Annotated in this window: 19 protein-coding genes and 1 rRNA gene; 14 read left to right on the top strand and 6 right to left on the bottom strand. The window is 55.4% G+C overall.

The features are described from left to right. Positions 1-186 precede the first annotated feature (186 nt). Positions 187-301 (top strand): 5S ribosomal RNA (gene rrf / locus BM258_RS20930). Between the two features lie 204 nt (positions 302-505). Here the strand turns inward: rrf and BM258_RS20925 are convergent. The 5 genes from BM258_RS20925 to BM258_RS20905 are packed head-to-tail and all read right to left on the bottom strand — an operon-like array spanning position 506 to position 5,389. After that, on the bottom strand, positions 506-1,249 hold the full coding sequence (locus tag BM258_RS20925; RefSeq protein ID WP_244544798.1) for a 5-formyltetrahydrofolate cyclo-ligase: 744 nt from the start codon (positions 1,247-1,249) through the stop codon (positions 506-508). 19 nt (positions 1,250-1,268) lie between these two features. Then, complete coding sequence (locus BM258_RS20920; RefSeq protein ID WP_090075185.1) at positions 1,269-2,879, bottom strand: ABC transporter permease; 1,611 nt, start codon at positions 2,877-2,879, stop codon at positions 1,269-1,271. After that, positions 2,869-3,639 carry an ABC transporter ATP-binding protein gene (locus tag BM258_RS20915; RefSeq protein WP_090075184.1) on the bottom strand — a complete coding sequence of 257 codons (771 nt, stop codon included), beginning with the start codon at positions 3,637-3,639 and terminating at the stop codon, positions 2,869-2,871. The genes BM258_RS20920 and BM258_RS20915 overlap by 11 nt, the downstream gene beginning before the upstream one ends. Continuing rightward, positions 3,639-4,610, bottom strand: coding sequence for an ABC transporter substrate-binding protein (locus BM258_RS20910; protein ID WP_090075194.1), 972 nt, complete (start codon positions 4,608-4,610; stop codon positions 3,639-3,641). The genes BM258_RS20915 and BM258_RS20910 overlap by 1 nt, the downstream gene beginning before the upstream one ends. Positions 4,611-4,651: 41 nt before the next feature. Next, positions 4,652-5,389, bottom strand: a complete 738-nt coding sequence (locus tag BM258_RS20905; RefSeq protein WP_090075193.1) for a 5-formyltetrahydrofolate cyclo-ligase — start codon at positions 5,387-5,389, stop codon at positions 4,652-4,654. 105 nt (positions 5,390-5,494) lie between these two features. Between BM258_RS20905 and BM258_RS20900 the strand changes: the two genes are divergently transcribed. Continuing rightward, positions 5,495-6,340 carry a MurR/RpiR family transcriptional regulator gene (locus BM258_RS20900; RefSeq protein ID WP_090075183.1) on the top strand — a complete coding sequence of 282 codons (846 nt, stop codon included), beginning with the start codon at positions 5,495-5,497 and terminating at the stop codon, positions 6,338-6,340. A gap of 11 nt (positions 6,341-6,351) precedes the next feature. On the opposite strand, the gene BM258_RS20895 is transcribed toward BM258_RS20900, so the two are convergent. Beyond that, complete coding sequence (locus tag BM258_RS20895) at positions 6,352-7,056, bottom strand: DeoR/GlpR family DNA-binding transcription regulator (protein WP_090075182.1); 705 nt, start codon at positions 7,054-7,056, stop codon at positions 6,352-6,354. A 121-nt stretch (positions 7,057-7,177) separates the two neighbouring features. Here BM258_RS20895 and BM258_RS20890 point away from each other — a divergent pair, with 121 nt between their 5' ends. From BM258_RS20890 to BM258_RS20835, 12 genes are all read left to right on the top strand, one after another. Further along, entirely contained in the window at positions 7,178-7,843 is a 666-nt protein-coding gene (locus BM258_RS20890; protein WP_090075181.1) for an SLOG cluster 4 domain-containing protein, read from the top strand. Between the two features lie 56 nt (positions 7,844-7,899). Further along, positions 7,900-9,027, top strand: a complete 1,128-nt coding sequence (locus tag BM258_RS20885) for an ABC transporter ATP-binding protein (protein ID WP_210186829.1) — start codon at positions 7,900-7,902, stop codon at positions 9,025-9,027. After that, positions 9,024-9,944, top strand: coding sequence for a carbohydrate ABC transporter permease (locus BM258_RS20880; RefSeq protein WP_090075180.1), 921 nt, complete (start codon positions 9,024-9,026; stop codon positions 9,942-9,944). The genes BM258_RS20885 and BM258_RS20880 overlap by 4 nt, the downstream gene beginning before the upstream one ends. Continuing rightward, entirely contained in the window at positions 9,941-10,771 is an 831-nt protein-coding gene (locus BM258_RS20875) for a carbohydrate ABC transporter permease (RefSeq protein ID WP_090075179.1), read from the top strand. The genes BM258_RS20880 and BM258_RS20875 overlap by 4 nt, the downstream gene beginning before the upstream one ends. A gap of 179 nt (positions 10,772-10,950) precedes the next feature. Continuing rightward, a complete protein-coding gene (locus BM258_RS20870) occupies positions 10,951-12,213 on the top strand; it encodes an ABC transporter substrate-binding protein (RefSeq protein ID WP_090075178.1) in 1,263 nt (420 codons plus the stop codon). Positions 12,214-12,859: 646 nt separating this feature from the next. Continuing rightward, positions 12,860-13,372 carry an L-2-amino-thiazoline-4-carboxylic acid hydrolase gene (locus BM258_RS20865; protein WP_090075177.1) on the top strand — a complete coding sequence of 171 codons (513 nt, stop codon included), beginning with the start codon at positions 12,860-12,862 and terminating at the stop codon, positions 13,370-13,372. A 168-nt stretch (positions 13,373-13,540) separates the two neighbouring features. Beyond that, the gene (locus BM258_RS20860; protein WP_090075176.1) at positions 13,541-14,653 is read left to right on the top strand and encodes an ABC transporter substrate-binding protein; all 1,113 of its coding nucleotides are present in this window, start codon (positions 13,541-13,543) and stop codon (positions 14,651-14,653) included. Positions 14,654-14,720: 67 nt separating this feature from the next. Further along, a complete protein-coding gene (locus tag BM258_RS20855; protein ID WP_090075175.1) occupies positions 14,721-15,635 on the top strand; it encodes a branched-chain amino acid ABC transporter permease in 915 nt (304 codons plus the stop codon). Further along, entirely contained in the window at positions 15,628-16,626 is a 999-nt protein-coding gene (locus BM258_RS20850; RefSeq protein ID WP_090075174.1) for a branched-chain amino acid ABC transporter permease, read from the top strand. The genes BM258_RS20855 and BM258_RS20850 overlap by 8 nt, the downstream gene beginning before the upstream one ends. After that, positions 16,623-17,378, top strand: a complete 756-nt coding sequence (locus BM258_RS20845; protein ID WP_090075173.1) for an ABC transporter ATP-binding protein — start codon at positions 16,623-16,625, stop codon at positions 17,376-17,378. Before BM258_RS20850 ends, BM258_RS20845 begins: the two co-directional genes overlap by 4 nt. Then, positions 17,378-18,094: an ABC transporter ATP-binding protein gene (locus BM258_RS20840; protein ID WP_090075172.1), complete on the top strand. Its 717-nt coding sequence runs from the start codon at positions 17,378-17,380 to the stop codon at positions 18,092-18,094. Before BM258_RS20845 ends, BM258_RS20840 begins: the two co-directional genes overlap by 1 nt. 147 nt (positions 18,095-18,241) lie before the next feature. Then, positions 18,242-19,552, top strand: a complete 1,311-nt coding sequence (locus tag BM258_RS20835; RefSeq protein ID WP_090075171.1) for an NAD(P)/FAD-dependent oxidoreductase — start codon at positions 18,242-18,244, stop codon at positions 19,550-19,552. The last annotated feature ends 12 nt before the right edge of the window (positions 19,553-19,564 follow it).

Here is a 19,564-nt window from a genome sequence, read left to right as displayed (position 1 = left end):
GTGGAAGCGCGGTAACGTGCGAAGCTTACTGATACTAATAGCTCGATAGGCTTGATTACTCTCATTTGTCTATATTCATTCAAGGCTACTTTTGCTCCGCAAAAGTGCTAAAACTAAGCGATAGGCGCTTTTTGCTCTAGCAAAACGCCGGTAGCTCAACCAGCTTCTCTGTTTGTTATTCGCCGGCCCGGTGGTTATGGCGAGGACACCAAACCCGATCCCATCCCGAACTCGGCCGTTAATATCCTCTGCGCCAATGGTACTCCGTCTTAAGACGTGGGAGAGTAGGTCGCTGCCGGGCCTGCTAATAACAAACATTCAAAAACCCCCCGTGCTCCATAAGCCGGGGGGGTTTTGCGTATATGGACAATATATATAGGCTCAGGAATCCGTGTTGCCCCAAGCATGAGAAAAGCCCACACGAAACAATCCTGTGGGCTTTCCTTTGGTGTCAAGAGTTCTGCGGGGACTCTTCACGAAGTTGAATTGAAAATGAAGTCGGGCATCAGAAGCCCATGGCCTTAAGCTCTTGCAACGGTGGGATGGTTTCATACATGACTGGATCAAGACGATCCCAAAGAATACCGCAAGTCGGTTTGTGCGGTCCGTCTACCGTAATTGTGCGCGTTGGGGTGAAAATGGCATCAGCGACGGTGTCATAGACATCCGGTGTCAGCTCTTCTTCAAGCAATTGGCAATCATGGACGACTGCAGCCGAGGGGGTATCGGTCGAGATCCGCCCGATCTGGTAAAGCATACCCCATTCGCTATCAAAGAAGCCATGCCCCTTGCCAAAGCGGATGCCCTTGGTGTTGATGGCGCCTGTGCCGGTGACCATATAGTCCACCTTCGGCATGTCTGCGAGATCCTTGAGGCTTACTGGCTGTCCAACCCGCTCCATGCCATCAAGTGTAGAAGCATAGAGATAGAGCTCGGTTGCGATTTTTGCTGGATCCAGCAGCCAGAAGCCGCGCTTGATCGAATAGGTCGTCATCAGAACTTTCTTGCCATCTTCGAGCGCTTTTAGGCGCAGGCGATCGAGGCAATTGTCCGGCGTGATGAAGATGTAATTCGAATTCTGATAGAATTCATGGTCCACGAGCCGCTGTACAGCCTCTTCACCACCCTCAAAATCGGCGATGAACTCACCAAAATCGAAATGAAATCGGCTATCGGGGACGGCAACTTTGCGCAATTCGCGCCAAACGCGTTCGCGGACTTTGATTTTGTGATCAACAATATCCACCATGTTGAAGCTCCGTGATGTCTTATTGGGCAGGTGCCATGCCGCGCTTTGAAAGTACGCGCTGTTCTATGGCGACTACGATTTGATAGAAAAGAACGGATATGAGAACTGAAACCACGGAAACCGACCAGATCATGCCATAGTCCAGATATCCGCGGGATTGGTTGAGCAGATTGCCAAGGCCTTTGCCGGTGGCGAGCCATTCGGCAATCATTACGCCCAAAAGAGCGCGGGGAACGGCCAGTCTCGTTGCAGCGAAGAGATAGGGCAGGGAGGCAGGAATCGAAACCAGCCAGAGTTGTCTGAACGGTCCGGCGCCATATGCCTTGGGCACCTCAATAGCAGCCCGCGACACCATGGACAGACCTTGTGCCATGGTAACAAAGGCCGGAAAGAAGGTCACTGACACGGTGATCCAGAGGATTAGCGAAGGGCCGCGCCCCAGAATGAGGACCAGCAATGGTGTCAGTGCGACCAAAGGCATGGTCTGGGTGACAAGCGCAACGGGCATGAAGCCGCGGATGATGGCCGTATAAAGCACTGAGCAGAGCGCCAGCGCAAAGGCGAAGGACAGGCCAACCGCCATGCCGACCATGGTCATGGGCAGCGTCTGGCCGAGCGCTGTAGCCAGCTTGCCAAGACTAACAAGACTGCTGGGCATCATGAAGAGATAGTCAAACAGACCAACCGGTGTCTTGGCGATCATGGCGGGGGTGCCCATGATGGCGAGCATAAGCCACCATAAAAGGAACGGCAGGGCAAAAGAAACGGTGCCGAGCGCTAACGTGAGTACCATACTCTTCTCCGCTTTGGGCGCCGGAGGGCTTGCAGGCACGGTAACAGCCTTCGAGGTGCCAGTCAGGCGCGTGGCGATGAGAGAGAAAAGAAGGTAGGCGAGCCCGGCAATCACTGTTGCCGAAAGACCGATACCCCACAGTCGATCGGGCTCGCCCCGGCCGAGTGATCCGATCAGATAGACTCCAAGTCCAAACCGACCACCTCCGCCGAATTCTGCAAGAATAGATCCCAGAACCGCATTCGGGGCTGCGACTCTGAGCCCGGATAGAATGGCTGGAATGGCGCTGCGCATCTGGGCATAGATAAGGGTTTTCCATTGCCGCCCACCATAAGCATGCACGACATCGACAATACGTCGGTCTGTCTGCTGGATGCCGGTAACAGTGGCGCTCATGGTTACGAAATAACAGCCGATCGCCGCCAGAATGATACGCGGTGTCATGTCAGAAAAGGTAATGACGAGGATCGGTGAAACGGCAATAGGGGGCAGCGCAAACAGCGCCACATTAACCCCGCGTGCCAGCCGCTGTGTAAGGGGGAAGGTGGCAAACAGCACACCCGCCGCTATTGCCACAGCGTTGCCGATGAGGAAACCTGCTCCTGCACCTTCCAGAGTGGCCCAGATATGTGGCGGATAGTCGGCCCAATCAACCCACATGCGGGCCAGAATTGCAGACGGTGCTGGCAATGCTCCATCAGCAACCAGCCGCAATTGTCCGATGATCTCCCAGAAGACAAGCAGCAACAGCCAGTTGCGCACGGTCGAATAGCGGGCCAGCTTCTGCCGCAAAGAGAGAACACTTTCGGTCTTGGCGGCGGGCGTCTTAGTGGCCATCCAGTGCCTCCGCGATTTCCTTTTCCAAGGCGTGGAAGGTTGGATGTGCAAATAGATCCGGCGTACGCGGACGATCAAACGGCACATCGATAATGCGGCTGATCCGACCGGGTTTGCTCTGCATGACAACCACGCGGTCTGCAAGGAAAATGGCTTCATCAATGCCGTGGGTTACCAACAGGGTGGTGGCGTTGCTTTCCATCCAGATGCGTTGCAGCTCTACATTCATCTGTCGGCGCAGGATCTGGTCAAGAGCCCCAAAGGGCTCATCAAGAAACAGGATTTCGGGGCGGGTGACGAGGGCGCGGGCAATCGCTGCGCGCTGGCGCATGCCTCCAGACAATTCACCAGGCAGGGCCTTTTCAAAGCCATCTAGCCCGACCAGCTTGACCAGCTTGGCCACTTCGTCGTGATAAGCGCTCCGTTTGCGCCCGAGGACGTCCAGAGGCAACAGGATATTGTCTTCCACGGTGCGCCAGGGCATCAGCGCGGCATCCTGAAAGGCGACGCCGGTCTTGCCGCTCTTGGCAGCGGCCTGCGGTGTCATGCCGGAAATAAGCACTTGGCCAGAATCAGGTGCGTCAAGCCCCAGAGCCAGCCGCAACAAGGTAGACTTGCCACAGCCCGACGGCCCGATCAGCGCCGTAAAGGAGCCTTCCGGACAGTCAAGGGACACATCGCTCAGCGCCTGAACGAGTGTGCCGCGGCCCGTAAAGGACCGCGACACCTGATTGATTGTTATACCGTGCTCGGCATTCATTAGATTTCTTCCAGCAGAGAGGTATCGAAATACTCGCGTTTGGCCGCGATGCCCACTTCTGCCAGCGCCTTGATGTTGGCTTCGATGGCTTCTTCGCTCATGGAGAAGATGCCGCCTTCCGCTTCGATCAGAGACTTCTGAGCTTCGTTGAAGAAGAGTTCATTCTCGATGGAACGGCCCGTGCCCTTGAACCAGCTGTCCGCAAATTTCGGTGGATAGACAGTGGTGTCCTTGAGATTTTCTTCCCAGCCTTTGCGAGAGGCACGCAGGAAGGAAACCAGTTCCTTGCGCTTGCTCTTGAGGGTTTCTTCGGTGACCACGACCGTGTCGTTAAAGATGGTGAAGCCGAAATCATAGAGCAGGAAGGAGGTCGCATCAGCACCGGCCTGCTTGATGGTGAAAGGCACGTTGGTGGTGAAATCGAGAGACGCGTCGATTTCGCCCTTGATCAGCGGTGTTGGATCATAGGCATAAGGCACGATGTTGATCTTGGAGCGATCCACACCGGAAATTTTCAGCATGGCTTCAACGGAAATCACGTTGACCGGCGGCACGGCAAGGGTTTTGCCGATGAGATCTTCAGGGCTCTTGATCGGGTTGGACGCAAGCGACACGATACCGATCGGGTTCTTTTGATACTGGGTACCGATGATCTTGAACGGTGCGCCCTGCTCGGCAATCGCCTTGATGGTGGTGTCCGGCGTCGTCAGCGTCAGATCAGCCTTGCCTGCGATGATGGTGCTTTCAGGGATGACATCCGGTCCGCCGGAAGCATAGGAAAGGTCCAGGCCTTCCTCAGCATAATAGCCTTTGTCCATGGCAACGAAATAGCCGGTGAATTCGGCATCGTTGATCCAGGAAGCCTGAAAGGCGAAAGGGCTTGCAGCGCTGGCAAAGCGGCCCATGGTTGGCAGGGCTGCGCCTGCGGCCATCAGGGAAAGAAATCGGCGTCTGTCCAGAGCAAGTCTCATGATCAGTGTCTCCATTTGTCTCGGGAAGGATAGCGGTCTTTTTAAAAAACACCCCTGATCCGAGCCAACTCGGCCAGAGGCGGAATGTCCATTATTTGCTCTTTGCTCAAGAGATCCCAGCGGATGCCGCGCGGCCGGCGCTCGTTTCTCTCAACCCGGATCAGCTTCTCCGGTGTGGCGATCATATCGATGGCGATGTCGAGATCGCTGGCGATGACGGTTTCGTCTGTCACTTGCACATCATGCACGATGGAAGCGACAGGCGTTGTTTCTTCCATCAGGCCGAGATCTGTGAACATGCCCCATTCCAGATCGAAATAGGCGTGCCCCTTGCCAAAGCGGATGCCTTTGGAAGAAACAGCAGATGCGCCGGTGGCGGCAAAATCGAAACTCCCCTTTTGCGCAATGCCTTCCAGCGAAATGGGGGTGGCGAAATGCTCCATGCCCTCAAGCCATGAAGCATAAAGCTCGGCTCCCTTGGGCACGACGCCCGGCGCGAGATAGAGAAATCCACGCCGGATATTGAAAGTGGACATGACCAGCGGTATGCCCGCTTCGATCATGCGTTGGCGCAAAAGCGTAAGGGAATTGTCAGGTGTCACGAATGCGAAGCGACAGGCCTTGAAGGCGTCATTTTGCAGAACCCGTTCGGTTGCCTGCTCAGAGCCGTCGAAATCGGGGATCACTTCGGAAAAATCGAGATGAAAGCGCGCGTCAGCCCGTGCGACATCTTTCAGTCGCTGCCATATGCCTTTGCGTATGAGACGGGATTGACTCATTCTGCCTCCTTGTTTCTCGGTTTCATAATCATGAAACTGTTGTTTCATTATTGCAAGAGGGCTGCTAATCTTTTTTTATGAGACGAACAAGAATCGGAGGGTTTCATGGCATCACGCCTCGTGCTGAGAATTCAGGAAAGATACTCAAGGCTGACTGCCGGAGAGAAAAAGCTCGCGAGCCTCATCCTGGATCGGCAAGATGACATCCTCACGCACTCGGCGACCGAAATTGCTGAAATGGCAGGGGTTTCCAAGGCCACCGCTGCGCGTTTCTTCCAGCATCTGGGCTATGCCGATTTCAACGAAGTTAAATTGCAAGCCCGTGAAGAGCGGAACCAGTCCGAGCCTTACGAATTGTCTGTAACCAATTCTGAACAAGTGGCCATGGGTCGTGCCATTGGCGCCCATCTGGAGCTTGAATTGAAGAATCTGACACGCACTTTTGAAGAATTGCGTTCTGACAAGGTGCGCGAAGCGGCCGAACTGATCGACAACGCTCCGCGCATTTGGGTGCTCGGGTTGGGTACAGAGGAAGGCATTGCTCGCTATGCGCGCCTGATCTTCTCCCGCTTGCGGCACGGCGTCATGATTCTGGGCATCAATCAGGGGTCATGGGCTGAAGATCTGGCCATGACTGGCCCCAAGGACGTGTTGTTGTTGATCACCCTGCCACCACGGTCGACGCTGCTCAAATCGATCTTGAACTATGCCAAGACCAGCAGGCTAAATGTTGTCACCATCACGGACCGGACATCCCTGTTTGAAATGCAGCGGGTTTCCAAGGTGGTGTTGCCCTGCCATGTATCAAGCTTTGCTCTTGGCGCGTCGCATACCGCTGTCAGCAGCGCGATCCGCCTTCTGGCTCTGACCTATGCAGCCCATGCCGGAAAGACAGCGCAGCAGCGGGCCGAAATCGTCGATAGCATCAAGGAAGATCTCGGCGGGTTGTGAGGGGGGTGAGTTCAGTCGGAGCTGATGACGGCTTCGACATCGTCCCTGTGGCAAATGCGAGCGAAGGCGCTACGCTCGAACTTGCCTGCCGTGGCCAGCAGATAGCTGTGCCTTGCCACCCCGAGAGCCGCCTGCTTGATGGCGATCTTGCGCTGATCGAAATCCATGACACTGCCACTTGTCTCAATACCTGAGCAGCCAATCAGGGCGTAATCAAGCCGCACATCGCGCAAATTTAGAACCGCCTGTTCCCCTACAAGAGAGCCATCCTGACCAGCCACGACCCCGCCAAGCACATGCACCGCATGCCGTGTATGATCGAAATTGGCAGCAACCCGCATGCTGTTGGTGAGAATGGTCAGGGACGCAAGCTTGTTGAGCCGTATGGCTGCGGCCTCCATGGTTGTGCCCACATCAATATAGAGTGATGACCCCGGTGCAACGAGATCTGCAACTTTCTGCGCGATCAGGTCTTTTTCCTCGCGATTCTGATGGGCCTTGTAATTGTGACCCAGCCGCAAGGTGCTGGTGCCTTCTGCCCGGCCAGCCCCCCCATGGAAGCGCTGTAACAGACCGGCATTGTCCATGGCGATGATCTCGCGGCGAATTGTCTGGGCCGAAACGCCGAAGCTGTCGGCGAGCGCTTCAATGGTGACAAAGCCGCTTTCTCCCACAAGGGTGAGAATGTCCTGCTGTCTTTTTGAAAGGGTGTCCATGGCTTTCGCCCCGAATTTTCAAACTGTCGTCATTCTGACATCAAAGAAATTGTAAATTATCTTCCAAATTAATTATTGTGTAAGATAACCTACACAACCTATTGCGGGAAAGGCAAGCGGAATGATCAATTTGCAAATCGATGATCAGGGCACAATATGGCAGTCTGACGAAACCTGGCTTGATAGTTGGCACTGGCGTTGGATGCCTTCGGACGCGCAAGGGGTATCAGGCTCTAAGGGGGCTCGGCAGACCATCGATGGGCTTGAAGCTGTGCGACACGTCTATGCGCAGAAGAATACGAGAAAGATTCCCATTGGCATTATCGGCCCCAACGAGCCTGACGCGGACATGTTGAAAGCTGCCGAATTGTTGGGTGCAAAACTGGCCGAACTGAATGTGCCAATTCTGTGCGGCGGGCGCGGTGGCGTCATGGAAGCGGCCAGCCGCGGCGCATTTCTGCAAGGCGGGCTGACCATGGGCTTTTTGCGTGGTGACGATTGGCGCGACGCCAACGATTACATAACCATTCCGCTTGCAACGGGGATTGGCCATGCGCGCAATGCCCTGATCGCGCAAGGCTCACAGGCGCTGGTCGCGGTTGGCGGACAATATGGCACCCACAGTGAGGCCGCCTTCGGACTGGTGTTTGGCAAGCAGGTTTTCGGGCTGTGTCATGCTCCCGACATTGACGGGGTGCAGCATAAGGAAAGTGTAGAGGCCGTTCTGGAGGCTCTTGTTCCCGTGCTTCTCCACCTGCCAGCATCAACAAAGAGCGATGCGTCATAAAACTTACATCTATCTCCGATATCTGTAAATTAATTTACATTTATCGGAGATAAACCGTGATCCAGCTCAAGTCGCTGACGCGCATATTTGATGACAAGCCGGTTCTGGATGCCATCAATCTGGAAATTCCGGAAGGGAGTTTTACCTCCCTTTTGGGGCCATCCGGATGCGGCAAATCCACCTTGTTGCGCATTCTGGCCGGTCTTGATCAACCTTCCGCTGGTACGCTGTTGTTTGATGGCGAAGATGTGCGGGAGAAAAGCGCGACCCTCCGCAATATCGCGATGGTGTTTCAGTCCTATGCGCTTTATCCTCATATGACGGTGCGGGCCAATATCGGGTTGCCGCTGGCGATGCGGTCCATGAGCCGCCTGGAACGGCTCCCGCTCGTGACGGCCCTGTTGCCTTCTGCGCGACGCAAACGGGCAGCCAACGGGCGTGAAGTGGAGCGGATTGCGGCCATGCTTGGCCTCACCGAGTTGCTTGAACGCAAGCCTTCAGAGCTTTCCGGTGGGCAGAAGCAGCGTGTTGCTGTCGGGCGTGCCTTGGTGCGAGACCCGAAGGCCTTTCTCTTTGATGAGCCTCTCTCCAATCTTGATACCAAGCTGCGCGGCCAGATGCGCGAAGAAATCAGCCTGTTGCATAAGCAGACCGGTAAGACCTTCATTTATGTCACCCACGACCAGACGGAGGCTATGAGCCTGTCCGATCAGGTAGCGGTGATGATGGAAGGACATATTTTGCAGGTCGCACCGCCGCGCATTCTCTATTCGAGACCCGCGAACACCAAGGTCGCGGCCTTCGTCGGTGAGCATCCGATCAATCTGCTGACAGTCAAACCGGTAGGCACAGCACTTCAGTCCCCCTTTGGGGCCTTTGTTCTATCTGAAGCTTGGGATGGAGACATCATTCTTGGCTTGAGGCCAGAGAATATCGCGCTCGTCGAAAACGGCCCTCTTCAGGGCCGGGTGACGCGGGTAGATTATCTGGGCGGCCACACATTGCTTGATGTGGAGCTGTCCGAAGGCATTTGCTTGCGGGTTGCTGATGAGGAGGGGCCGCTTGTGCCTGCGGTGGGCAATGTTGTGCAGTTATCCATCGCACCGCAGAAGATCCATCTGTTCAAGGCTGAAAGTGGTGAGCGGCTGCCCCTTGAGGTCAGACAAAGAGGGGAGGCCGTATGATGGCTTTGTCCCCCCGTCAGCTCTCCGCGCCGCACCTCAAGGAAGCCGCGACAACCCTGTCGCTGGCAGGGCCCGCGACCCTTGCCATGCTGGTACTCATTTTCATTCCCTCGCTTCTCGTGGCGGTCTTCTCTTTCACCGATTACCAGTTTGGCGCCCGTTCCTTTCACTGGGTTGGGCTTGATAATTACGTGACCCTCTTTACCGACCGGACGGGCCGTCGTGCGGTCACCAATACGCTTCTCTATGTTGCGGTCGTGATGCCGCTGTCCATGATTTTCTCGCTGGTTGTTGCCCTTGGGGTGCAGTCGGTTTCAACCTGGAGCCCGAGGCTGGCGACCATGTTGCGCACGGCTTATTTCATGCCTGTCGCCGCGACATTGGTCGCCATGGCGACGGTGTTCCAGATGTTGCTTCACCCCAGCCTCGGCTTGATCAATCAGTTGATCGGGCTGGTGGGCATTCCGGGCCAGTCATGGCTCTCCGATCGCGGGCTGGTGCTCTATACGTTGGCCGCCATCGGCATATGGGAGACCATCGGCTATAATATGGTGCTGTTTCTGGCCGGGCTCACGGCCATTCCCTCCCAGCTTTATGACGCCGCAGAAATCGACGGTGCCAACAATTGGTGGGATCGTTTCTGGACCGTCACATGGCCCATGTTGGGCCCCACCACCCTGTTCGTTCTGGTGGTAACGGCGACCCGTTCCTTCCGCGTCTTTGAAACCGTCGCAACGCTCACGCAGGGCGGACCGGCCTATGCCTCCGACACGCTGGTCTATGCGATGTATCGTGAGGGTTTTGTCTATTTCAAGGCGGGCTATTCCAGCGCCATCACAGTGGTCTTCTTTGTGGCCGTGCTCATCCTGACTCTGACTCAGGTAAGGATCGTTGAAAAGAAGGTGCATTACCGATGATCGCTGCCCGATACCTTTCCCGCGCCGTAAGCCTTGGTCTTTTGCTCCTGGGGGCAGCCATCATCCTGTTGCCTTTCTTCTGGATGATCTCCCTTTCCCTAAAGCCAGCCGACGAAATTTTTCAGGACAGCATCCAGCTGCTGCCCAGCCATTTTGAATGGAACAACTATGTGGTGGCCTTTACCAAGATGCCCCTCTGGCGCTTTCTCATCAATGGCATCATCGTCTGCTGCGGCATTCTCATCCTGCAAATTCTGATTGCCGTGCCGTGCGCCTATGCGCTCACCCAGCGGGACTTTCGCGGCAAGGCGATTGTCATGGGGATGGTGTTGGCCGGATTGCTGGTGCCCTATCATGTAACAGCCATTCCCCTGTTTCTGGGCCTGTCACAATTGCGCCTGCTGGATAGCTATGCAGCCCTGATTCTGCCTTTTATCGCCTCGGTGTTTGGCATTTTCCTGTTCCGGCAGTTCTTTGCCACCATCCCCAAGGATCTCATCGACGCCGCACGGGTGGATGGCTTGAGCGAAATGTCCATCGTCTGGCGCATTGCCTTTCCGCTCGCATGGCCTGCGGCCACGGCTTTTGCTGTCTTCTCAGTGGTCGCCCATTGGAATGATCTCTTTTGGCCGCTTATCGCTGTATCCAGTCCGGAATTGGCGACGCCGCCGCGCGGCATTCTGTTTTTCCGTGATGTGGAAGCGGGCTCAAGCTTCGGGCCGCTGATGGCGGCCACTGCCATTGTCACCGCGCCGCTGGTGCTCGTCTTCCTTATGGCTCAGCGCGCCTTCATTCAGGGGCTCACCATGACCGGCCTTAAAGGATAGGGCGGCGGGCTCTGCACCCTTGCTTTCTTTGTGGGCCGGTTCTTGGCGTGCGAAGGAGCCGAACAAGAAAGAAAAACGGCGTAAAGGCAAACAAACGCCAGACAAGCATGACTTGAGGGCAACCAGCTTTTTCCCTCAACCCGAAAAATTATTGCGTATCTTGGATAGGAAACGTCACTATGAAAAAACTACTCATTGCCTCTCTTGCTGCTGGCCTGTTTGCCACGGCTGCGGCAAAAGCTGAAGACATCACCCTGCGTGTGCATTATGCCAACCCGACATTGTGGACCGAAGTTCAGCAGAAGCTGGCCGATGGTTTCATGGCAAAGAATCCGGACATCAAGATCCAGTATGACAGCCCGGCAGAAACCTATGCCGATGGCGTCCAGCGTCTGCTGCGCGAATCCGTTGCTGGTAACCTGCCGGACGTGGCCTTTGTGGGCCTTAATCGCTGGCGTATTCTGGAATCCCGTGAACTGGCCCAGCCATTTGATGGGTTGATTGGTGATGAAGCTGCTTTTGAGAAAGATGGCTACACCCGCGCTCTGCGTTCTCTGGGGCAATATAAAGGCAAGCAGTGGGCTCTGGCGGCCTCTGCCTCCACGCTGGTCATGTATGTGAATCCCGATCTGGTCGAAAAGGCCGGTGTGTCTCTGGATGCATTCCCGCAGGATTTTGACGGCCTGATCGATCTGGCTGGCAAGATCAATGCTCTGGGCGACACGATTGACGGTGCTTGGATTGCTGCGCATGACTGGCGTTTTCAGTCGGTGCTGGGCTCCTATGGTGGACGCCCGATGAATGAAGACGAAACCAAAATCACCTTCGACAGCGAAGCAGGCGTCAAGGCTGCTGAATTCTATGGTCGTCTCGCCAAGGAAGCCGGCATGAAAAGCTATTCCGGCAATGATGCCCGTCAGGCTTTCGTTGCTGGCACGCTGGGCATCTATATCGATAGCTCCTCTTACCTTACGCGCATGGTTGAAGGGGCCGGTGATCGCTTTGATGTTACGCTTCTGCCTTTCATTACGGCGGCCAAGGACAAAAGCTCCATCTACTTCCCGACCGGTGGCTCTGCAGTTGTCATGCTGACCGATGATGAAAAACGCCAGCAGGCAGCCTGGAAATATATGCGCTATGTAACGGGTCCGGATGCGGCCAAGATCATCGTTGAAAATACCGGCTATGCACCCACCAATGCCATCGTTCTGCAGGACGACACCTATCTTGGCGACTTCTATGCAAAGAACCAGAATGCCAAACGGGCGCACGCTCAGGTGTCTGCCTTTGCGGGTCCCTGGTATTCCTATCCGGGGTCTGAAGGTGTGGCCGTGACAGATATGATCGCCGCAGGCCTTGTGGATGTGATCGACGGGGCGGACGCGGAAAAGACCATCAAACAGGTCGCCAGTGATGTGAGTGCAAAGCTCGGATTCGAATAAGCGGTCTTTGTCGTCTTTCGATTTGGAACGCGATTTCCAGATCTGGCGTTTTCACTCGCCCTCTCCATCGCAAAGGCGCGTTCCTTTAAAGTGAACCCTTCCCGTAAGCCGCCCCGCTTATGGGAGGGGTTTTTGTTGTTTGGATGGCCAGTGGCCAGAGCGGAGCTTTCCGTCCGAACGTTTGGTTGTCCGGGACTTTCCGCATCTATCAGAAATACATGCCTTCTTTGTTTCGACTGCGATTTGATTGAGCGAAGCCCTTGGTAAAATTACTTTAGTTGTATGGAAAACAATATTTCATTTGCGCTTCACAAACTTGTGTGCGTAAAATTTGAGCAAGTCTAATTTTAAGGCATTTTCGTCCGTATGGGCGGGCGTAGCATGAAAATATTCATAGAACGCTGTTGCAATTTGCTCTTGCAAACTGTTCTTAGTAAAAATCAAAACAGAGGCGCAAGCCTCCGTCATTTGCGCGGACAACCGCTTTGATTTTAAAGCGTTGTTGCTAAAAGAAGAGACGGTCGAGCCTTAGCTCCCGCCTGATATATGCTTGTTTCGCCTTTGGCGGACCGCTAGAGGGCCATGTGAATGGCCGTCAACGTCAGGCCATAAGGTGTCAACCACAAGACCACAATTGGAGAGACCAATGTCAGAAGAGACCACAACCCCCGAGATCACACTTGAGCAGCTTTCCGGCGCCTATGCCATGCGTGCCAAATTCTACATGTTCATGTTTGATGTTCTGGTTGAAAATTTTGGCAACGACAAAGCTGTCGAACTGATGAGCGATGCCACCTATCGTCTCGGAGAAGAAATGGGTGAAAAGTTGCAAGCCCATGGCCCGGCCAATATCGAAGGCCTCACTGAGCAGTTCCTGCAGGGCATTCCGTGCCGTGACCATCTGTTTGGCCCAGAACTGCGCAAATGCGACCATGAAGGCATGGAAATCAAATTCCATAAATGCCCGTTGAAAGACAACTGGGTTGCTGCCGGTCGCAAGGGCGAAGCGCTCGAGCTGCTGTGCAAGGCCGCTGGTGCCATTGATGCAGGCATGTTCTCCAAGGCCGGCTTCACCTTTGAAGGCGAGACCTGGAAGATTGGCGACACCGGCTGCTGCCGTCTGGTTGTGAAACCAGGTTCTGAAGCAGAAGCAGTTTGAAGAAGATCTTTTTATAATACAGACAGATCCGGCAAATCGGACGTCGAAATGCATGATCCGGAATACCGGACATAAAACAGACCCGTTAAAACGGGCTTCACCTCCCTTTGCCTGATGAAAGTCAGGCGCTTAGTACACCGATTACCAACCCATTGGGGAACATTAGCTATGAAATTTTCTCGCAGAACGCTTTTGGCACTCACTGTCGCTTCGGTTATGCTTCCAGCCGCTTCCCAGGCTGCCGACAGCATCAAGATCGGCTACCAGTTGCCCCTTACCGGCAACACCGCACAGTATGGCCAGAACTTCAAGGACGCAGCAGAAATCGCGCTTGCCAAATTCAACGCCTCCGGCCAGATCGATGTGCCGGTTGAAATCATTTATGAAGACTCCCGCTCTGATGCCAAGGAAGGCGTAACCATCGCCCGTAAATTTGTCGATGACGACGAAATCGTCGGCGTACTGGGCGACTTCACCTCAACCGTTTCCATGGCTGCTGCACAGGTCTACAAGCGCTCCGGCATGGTTCAGCTTTCCCAGACAGCCTCCCATCCGGATTTTGCAAAAATCTCCAAATGGCAGTTCCGCAACATCACCACCCAGAATCAGGAAGGCGCCGTCAACGCCCAGTGGATGATTGATCAGGGTATCACCAAGGTGGCCGTGATTGCTGAACAGACCGACTGGGGTCAGTCTGTGGTCAAGGGCTTCGTTGATCCCTTCAAGGAACTGGGTGGCGAAGTCGTCTACACCGAATTCTTCAACCGTGGTCTGGCTGACTTCCGCTCTATTATCACCAAGATCGAAGAGCAGAAGCCTGAGGCTGTTTACACCGGCTTCTTCTATGAAGATGGTGCCCAGTTCCTCAAACAGGTTGCCCAGCTCAATGCGGACATTCCGGTTTACTCCACCTCAGCTGCCTATAACGACAAGCTGATCGAGCTTGCCGGCGAAGCAGCCGAAGGCCTCAAGCTGACTGCCACTTTCTTGCCGACCCGTACGGATGCCAACGTAACCGAATTCGTCTCCGAATGGAAAAAAGGCCATGACAATGCGCCGGGGCAGTTCCCAGCACAGGCTTATGACGCTGTCAACATCATGCTTGCTGCGGTTGCCAAGGCCTATCCGGACGTTACCCGTGAGAGCCTGCGTGACGCAGTCGCCGCCACCAAAGACTTCCCCGGTGTAACCGGCAACACGTCCTTTGACGAAAATGGTGAACCCCTCAAGGAACTCACCAAAGCCACCGTCACAGGCGGCGTGTTCGTAGAAGTCAAGTAACCCTATCCCCCATCCCGCCCGGAGCCGAGCCTTCGGGCGGGTGGCAATAAGAGAAAAGGGGGACCGAGTGTTCGATCCTTATTTTTTGCAGCAGCTCGCCATTGGCGTCTCGCTGGGTATGATTTATGCGTTGATGGCGATCGGTTTCACGCTTATTTTCGGCGTGCTCAATGTGGTGAACTTTGCTCATGGTGAAGTCTACACGATTGGAGCCTTTGCCGGTCTTATGGCCATTACCGCATTCGCTCCGCCGCTTCTGGTGGTGCTTTTCATTGCTCTTGCTGCAGGGGCTTTTGCCGGTTTCGGTCTTGAGCGCCTTGCTTTCCGGCCATTTCGCCGGTTTTCCGATGAAGCGTCGCTAAAATCCCGCGCCATGCGTGAAGCCACCCTGATGTCTTCCCTAGCCATGTCCATCATTGCCCGTGAAGCGATGGAATTGATTTTCGGCTCGCAGTTCCAGTCTGTCGATCTGGCCTACCTGATCAACAAACCGATCGAGATCGGCCCGATCACCATCGTCAATGGTGACCTGATCATTCTGGGCATCACGCTCCTGATGCTGGCCGGATTGCAATGGCTGCTCAAGAAGAGCCCCATCGGCATGTCCATTCGCGCGGTTTCCAACAATGCGCTCGGTGCCAAATATTGTGGCATCAATACCGACCGGACGATCATTTTTACCTTCATCATCGGTTCGGGCATGGGCGCACTGGCTGGTATTCTCGTCGGGCTCTATTATGGCGCCATCTTCCCCGCCATGGGCTTCACACCGGGTATCAAGGCGTTTGTTGCCATGGTCATGGGCGGCCTTAGCTCCATTCCGGGCGCTGTGGTCTCTGCCATGATCCTTGGCCTGGCCGAGAGCATTTCAACCAGCTTCATGCCATCTGTCTGGTCTGACATGGTTGCCTATGCCTTCTTGCTGGCTACGCTGATCTTCTTCCCGCAGGGGCTCTTCGGAGCAAGGAGGGAACGTGTCTAAGCCGCTTCTCATCAAACTCCTGCTTCTGGTTATTGTCTTCGCCGTGGTGCCTTTAGCGCTCGAAGGCTTTGGCAAGGGCTATTATTACCAGATCGCCACACTGGCTTTCGTCTTCATGCTGCTGGCCGCGTCTCTGCATCTGGTTACCGGCGTTGCGGGCCTGCTGCATCTGGGCCATGCCTCCCTTTATGGTGTGGGGGCCTATGTGGCCGCGCTGCTTGGCTCCAAATATGGCATCGGCTTTACGATCGGCTTGCCTCTGGCCGGACTTGGGGCGGCATTCGTTGCCTTTCTGGTTGCGCTGCCGACCATGCGCCTGATGTCGATCTATTTTGCCGTGGCGACGCTTGGTATCGGTCAGATGCTGTTTCTGGTCTTCCAGAACTGGGTTGGACTGACCAACGGCCCCAACGGCGTGATGCTGTTTGACGGTATTGATCTGTTCGGGGTTGCCATCAACAGTGAGCTGGGGATCTATTATGTGGTCGCGGCCGTTTCTGCGGTGTCGATCCTCATTCTCAACCGCCTTAGCCATTCCTATTATGGCAATGCCCTTCGCTCGCTGCGTGAGGATGACCAGTGCACGGCGGCAATGGGTATCAATGTCACCGTGATGAAGATTCAGGCCTTCGTGATCTCTGCCTTCTTTGCAGGCATCGCCGGGGCGCTCTGGGCCTACACCACGGGTTATATCTCCCCCAACGACTTCAACTTTTCCCAGTCGATCCTGATCCTGACCATGGTTGTGGTGGGTGGCTTGGGGTCTCTGCCGGGCGTGCTGATTGGTGCCCTGCTGCTGATCCTCTTGCCCGAAGTGCTGCGCTATTTTGGCGATATCCGCAACATCATCGTTGGTCTCTTGATGTTTGGCGCGATCCTGTTCCTGCCCAAGGGCCTGTTCGGCGAAGTGAATGCGCTCAACTTTGCGCGTAGGTTGCTTGGCTCGGCATGGTCGGAAGACAATTCTGAGAAAGGGATCGGTTGGAAATGACGGCAATACTTGAACTTGATTCCCTGACCCGCGTCTTCGGTGGCCTGAAAGCCGTGGACAATGTCTCCACCAAGGTGTCTGAGGGAGAACTGTGCGGTTTGATCGGGCCGAACGGGGCGGGTAAGACCACCTTGTTCAACCTGATTTCCGGTTTTACACCACCTTCCTCGGGCGATGTCCGCTTCAAGGGTGAGAGCATCACGGGCCTGCCAGTGCACAAGATTGCGCACAAGGGCATGTCGCGAACCTTCCAGAACCTGCGTGTGTTCCCCAACATGACCGTCTTTGACAATATCTCCGTCGGGGCATTGGGCATGATCGGGGTCAGCCCCTTTTCCTCCATCTGGGGCGGCAAGGCCAAGGCAAAGGAAATCTCCGAGCGCAGCTGGGAGATGCTCGAAAAGGTGGGCCTTACGGCTCATGCCGATGATCTGGCGGCGAACCTGTCTTACGGCAAGCGCAAATATCTCGAAATCGCACGCGCTTTGGCGATGAATCCGGATCTGTTGATACTGGATGAACCGGCAGCAGGCATGAACGATTCCGAAACGGCAGAACTGGCCCAGTTCATCACCGATCTCAACAAGACGGGCCTCACGATCATGCTTGTTGAGCATGACATGGGGCTGGTGATGGGCATCTGTCAGCGCTTGGTGGTGTTGGCGTCCGGCCAGAAGATCGCCGATGACGTGCCTTCCAAGGTGCGTCAGGATCCCGCCGTTCTGGAAGCCTATCTGGGAGGTGACGACTGATGAGCAATATTCTTGAAATCAACAATCTGTCGCTCAAGATCGGCGTTCAGGATATCCTGCATGACGTGACGGTCAAGGTGCCGCAAAAGGGCATTGTCTCAGTTCTGGGCGCCAACGGTGTTGGCAAAACCTCGCTGATGCGCTGCGTCTCGGGCATCTACCATGCCACAGGCGGCGAGATTCTGCTCGACGGTCAGGATATCTCAAAGCTCAAAAGCCATGATATCGTTGAGCGAGGTGTGATGCAGGCGCCCGAAGGGCGACAGATCTTCTCAACCATGACCGTGTTGGAAAATCTGTTGCTTGGTGCGGGGGCGCTTGGTCGACAGGAATTGGATCATGTTTTGACCCTGTTCCCGGTTCTCAAGGAACGCCTCAAACAGCAGGCCGGCTCCATGTCCGGTGGTGAACAGCAGATGCTCTGCATCGGGCGCGCATTGATGCATAAGCCCAAGGTTCTGCTGCTTGATGAGCCGTCCCTGGGTCTTGCTCCACGATTGGTGGGCTTCATCTGCGAGCTTGTGACCAGAATTCGCGATGAAGGCTATTCTGTTCTTCTGGTCGAGCAGAATGTGAAGGCTGCTCTGCGCATTTCCGACAAGGCATATGTCATCGAGCATGGCAAGATCGTCATCGAGGGCGATGCCCACGAGCTGATGAGTGACAAGCGTGTGGCCGATGCCTATCTGGGCGGACATGTGCACGAAGGGTCGTAAGACACATGAGTGATCATCCCGGCGTGCGCACCATGCCGGGATTTTTCTTCTTCCCGCACCTCCTTCAGAGGGGCCAAACCCTCTGATCTATTGAATTTAACAGATAAACGACGCCGTTTGGTCAGTCTAAACAATGAAAGAAAAGACATGAGCAACCCAGTCACTTTTCCTCCTTCCATCTGGGCCGTCACTGCGCCAGCCCGTACACAGGCTGCCCCCCTTACCGAGACGATTGAAACCGACACTGTGGTGATCGGTGGCGGCTTCACGGGGCTGGGCGCTGCCCTGCATCTGGCCAAGGCTGGCAGCGACGTGGTTCTGCTGGAAGGCAAAGCCATCGGCTGGGGCGCATCTGGTCGCAACAACGGGCAGGTCATCCCGACCCTTACAGCAGCCGAACCCGATATGTGGGTGCAGCGCTATGGTGAAACAGGGCGTCTGTTTGCCCAGATGATCGGTGCCTCCGCCAACGTGCTGTTTGATGCTATTCGCGAGGAGGACATCACCTCCCATGCCGATGCTGAACAGACCGGCTGGTTCCAGCCTGCTCACACGCCGGGCCGCACCAAGCTGAGTCAGAAACGCGTTGATGCATGGCAGCGTTTCGGCCTTGATGCCCGCTATCTCGACCACAAGGCTACCTCCGATCTGCTCGGCACCGAGCATTGGTATGGTGGCATGCTTGCCCCATCAGGTGGTCATATCAACCCGCTCGGCCTTTCGCGCGGATTGGCTTTGGCCGTGGAGCGGGCTGGTGGCACCATTTATGAAGCCACGCCGGTCTTGTTCTATGAGCATGACGGCACCCAATGGGTCGTCAAGACCGATCAGGGTACTGTGAAGGCACGTGCGCTGATCTTGGCGACCAACGCCTATACCGGCGAAGTGGTGCCAAAGCTCAACCGCCGTCTGGCTCATTCCATTGTGCCGGTTTCTTCCTGGCAGATGTCCACCGAACCTCTCAGCGATGAATTGCGCGCTTCGATCTTGCCGGGACGTCAGGCGGTGTCTGATACCCGCGGCGACTTGCGCTTCTTCCATTATGACCGCGACAACCGGCTGATCACTGGCGGCGCCATCATGGGCTTTGGCGATCTCGCTGCCCGCATGGCCCGCAAGGCGGCCAACAATCTGGCAGACAGCTTCCCTCAGCTTGCGCCACCCAAGATGACCCATGTCTGGGAAGGCTATCTCTCCATGAACTGGGATCGCTTCCCACGCGTGCATAGCCTTGGCCCGAATGGCTGGACCTGGATCGGCTGCAATGGTCGTGGTGTTGCGCTTGGCTATTCGCTAGGTCGCGAAATGGCTCGTGCAACCAGCGGCGAAGATCTCGCCTCGCTGGCCCTGCCGACCACCACGCCGCATGCGCTGCCGTTCCACGCCATCGGCCGCGCCATCGCCCCATACTATCTCTTCTGGTATAGATTCAAGGACCACCGAGAATATAAAAGCTAACAGGACCTGACC

This window comes from Cohaesibacter marisflavi (genome assembly GCF_900115225.1).
In the GTDB taxonomy this organism is placed as follows: Bacteria; Pseudomonadota; Alphaproteobacteria; order Rhizobiales; family Cohaesibacteraceae; genus Cohaesibacter; species Cohaesibacter marisflavi.
Note: the sequence above shows the minus strand (reverse complement) of the source record. Positions and strands in the feature narration are given on the sequence as shown.

Bases quoted from the DNA above. Each gene is read 5' to 3' on its own strand.
- BM258_RS20925 (WP_244544798.1), bottom strand. From the start codon at position 1,249: ATGGTGGATATTGTTGATCACAAAATCAAAGTCCGCGAACGCGTTTGG.
- BM258_RS20920 (WP_090075185.1), bottom strand. From the start codon at position 2,879: ATGGCCACTAAGACGCCCGCCGCCAAGACCGAAAGTGTTCTCTCTTTG.
- BM258_RS20915 (WP_090075184.1), bottom strand. From the start codon at position 3,639: ATGAATGCCGAGCACGGTATAACAATCAATCAGGTGTCGCGGTCCTTT.
- BM258_RS20910 (WP_090075194.1), bottom strand. From the start codon at position 4,610: ATGAGACTTGCTCTGGACAGACGCCGATTTCTTTCCCTGATGGCCGCA.
- BM258_RS20905 (WP_090075193.1), bottom strand. From the start codon at position 5,389: ATGAGTCAATCCCGTCTCATACGCAAAGGCATATGGCAGCGACTGAAA.
- BM258_RS20900 (WP_090075183.1), top strand. From the start codon at position 5,495: ATGGCATCACGCCTCGTGCTGAGAATTCAGGAAAGATACTCAAGGCTG.
- BM258_RS20895 (WP_090075182.1), bottom strand. From the start codon at position 7,056: ATGGACACCCTTTCAAAAAGACAGCAGGACATTCTCACCCTTGTGGGA.
- BM258_RS20890 (WP_090075181.1), top strand. From the start codon at position 7,178: ATGATCAATTTGCAAATCGATGATCAGGGCACAATATGGCAGTCTGAC.
- BM258_RS20880 (WP_090075180.1), top strand. From the start codon at position 9,024: ATGATGGCTTTGTCCCCCCGTCAGCTCTCCGCGCCGCACCTCAAGGAA.
- BM258_RS20875 (WP_090075179.1), top strand. From the start codon at position 9,941: ATGATCGCTGCCCGATACCTTTCCCGCGCCGTAAGCCTTGGTCTTTTG.
- BM258_RS20870 (WP_090075178.1), top strand. From the start codon at position 10,951: ATGAAAAAACTACTCATTGCCTCTCTTGCTGCTGGCCTGTTTGCCACG.
- BM258_RS20865 (WP_090075177.1), top strand. From the start codon at position 12,860: ATGTCAGAAGAGACCACAACCCCCGAGATCACACTTGAGCAGCTTTCC.
- BM258_RS20860 (WP_090075176.1), top strand. From the start codon at position 13,541: ATGAAATTTTCTCGCAGAACGCTTTTGGCACTCACTGTCGCTTCGGTT.
- BM258_RS20845 (WP_090075173.1), top strand. From the start codon at position 16,623: ATGACGGCAATACTTGAACTTGATTCCCTGACCCGCGTCTTCGGTGGC.
- BM258_RS20840 (WP_090075172.1), top strand. From the start codon at position 17,378: ATGAGCAATATTCTTGAAATCAACAATCTGTCGCTCAAGATCGGCGTT.
- BM258_RS20835 (WP_090075171.1), top strand. From the start codon at position 18,242: ATGAGCAACCCAGTCACTTTTCCTCCTTCCATCTGGGCCGTCACTGCG.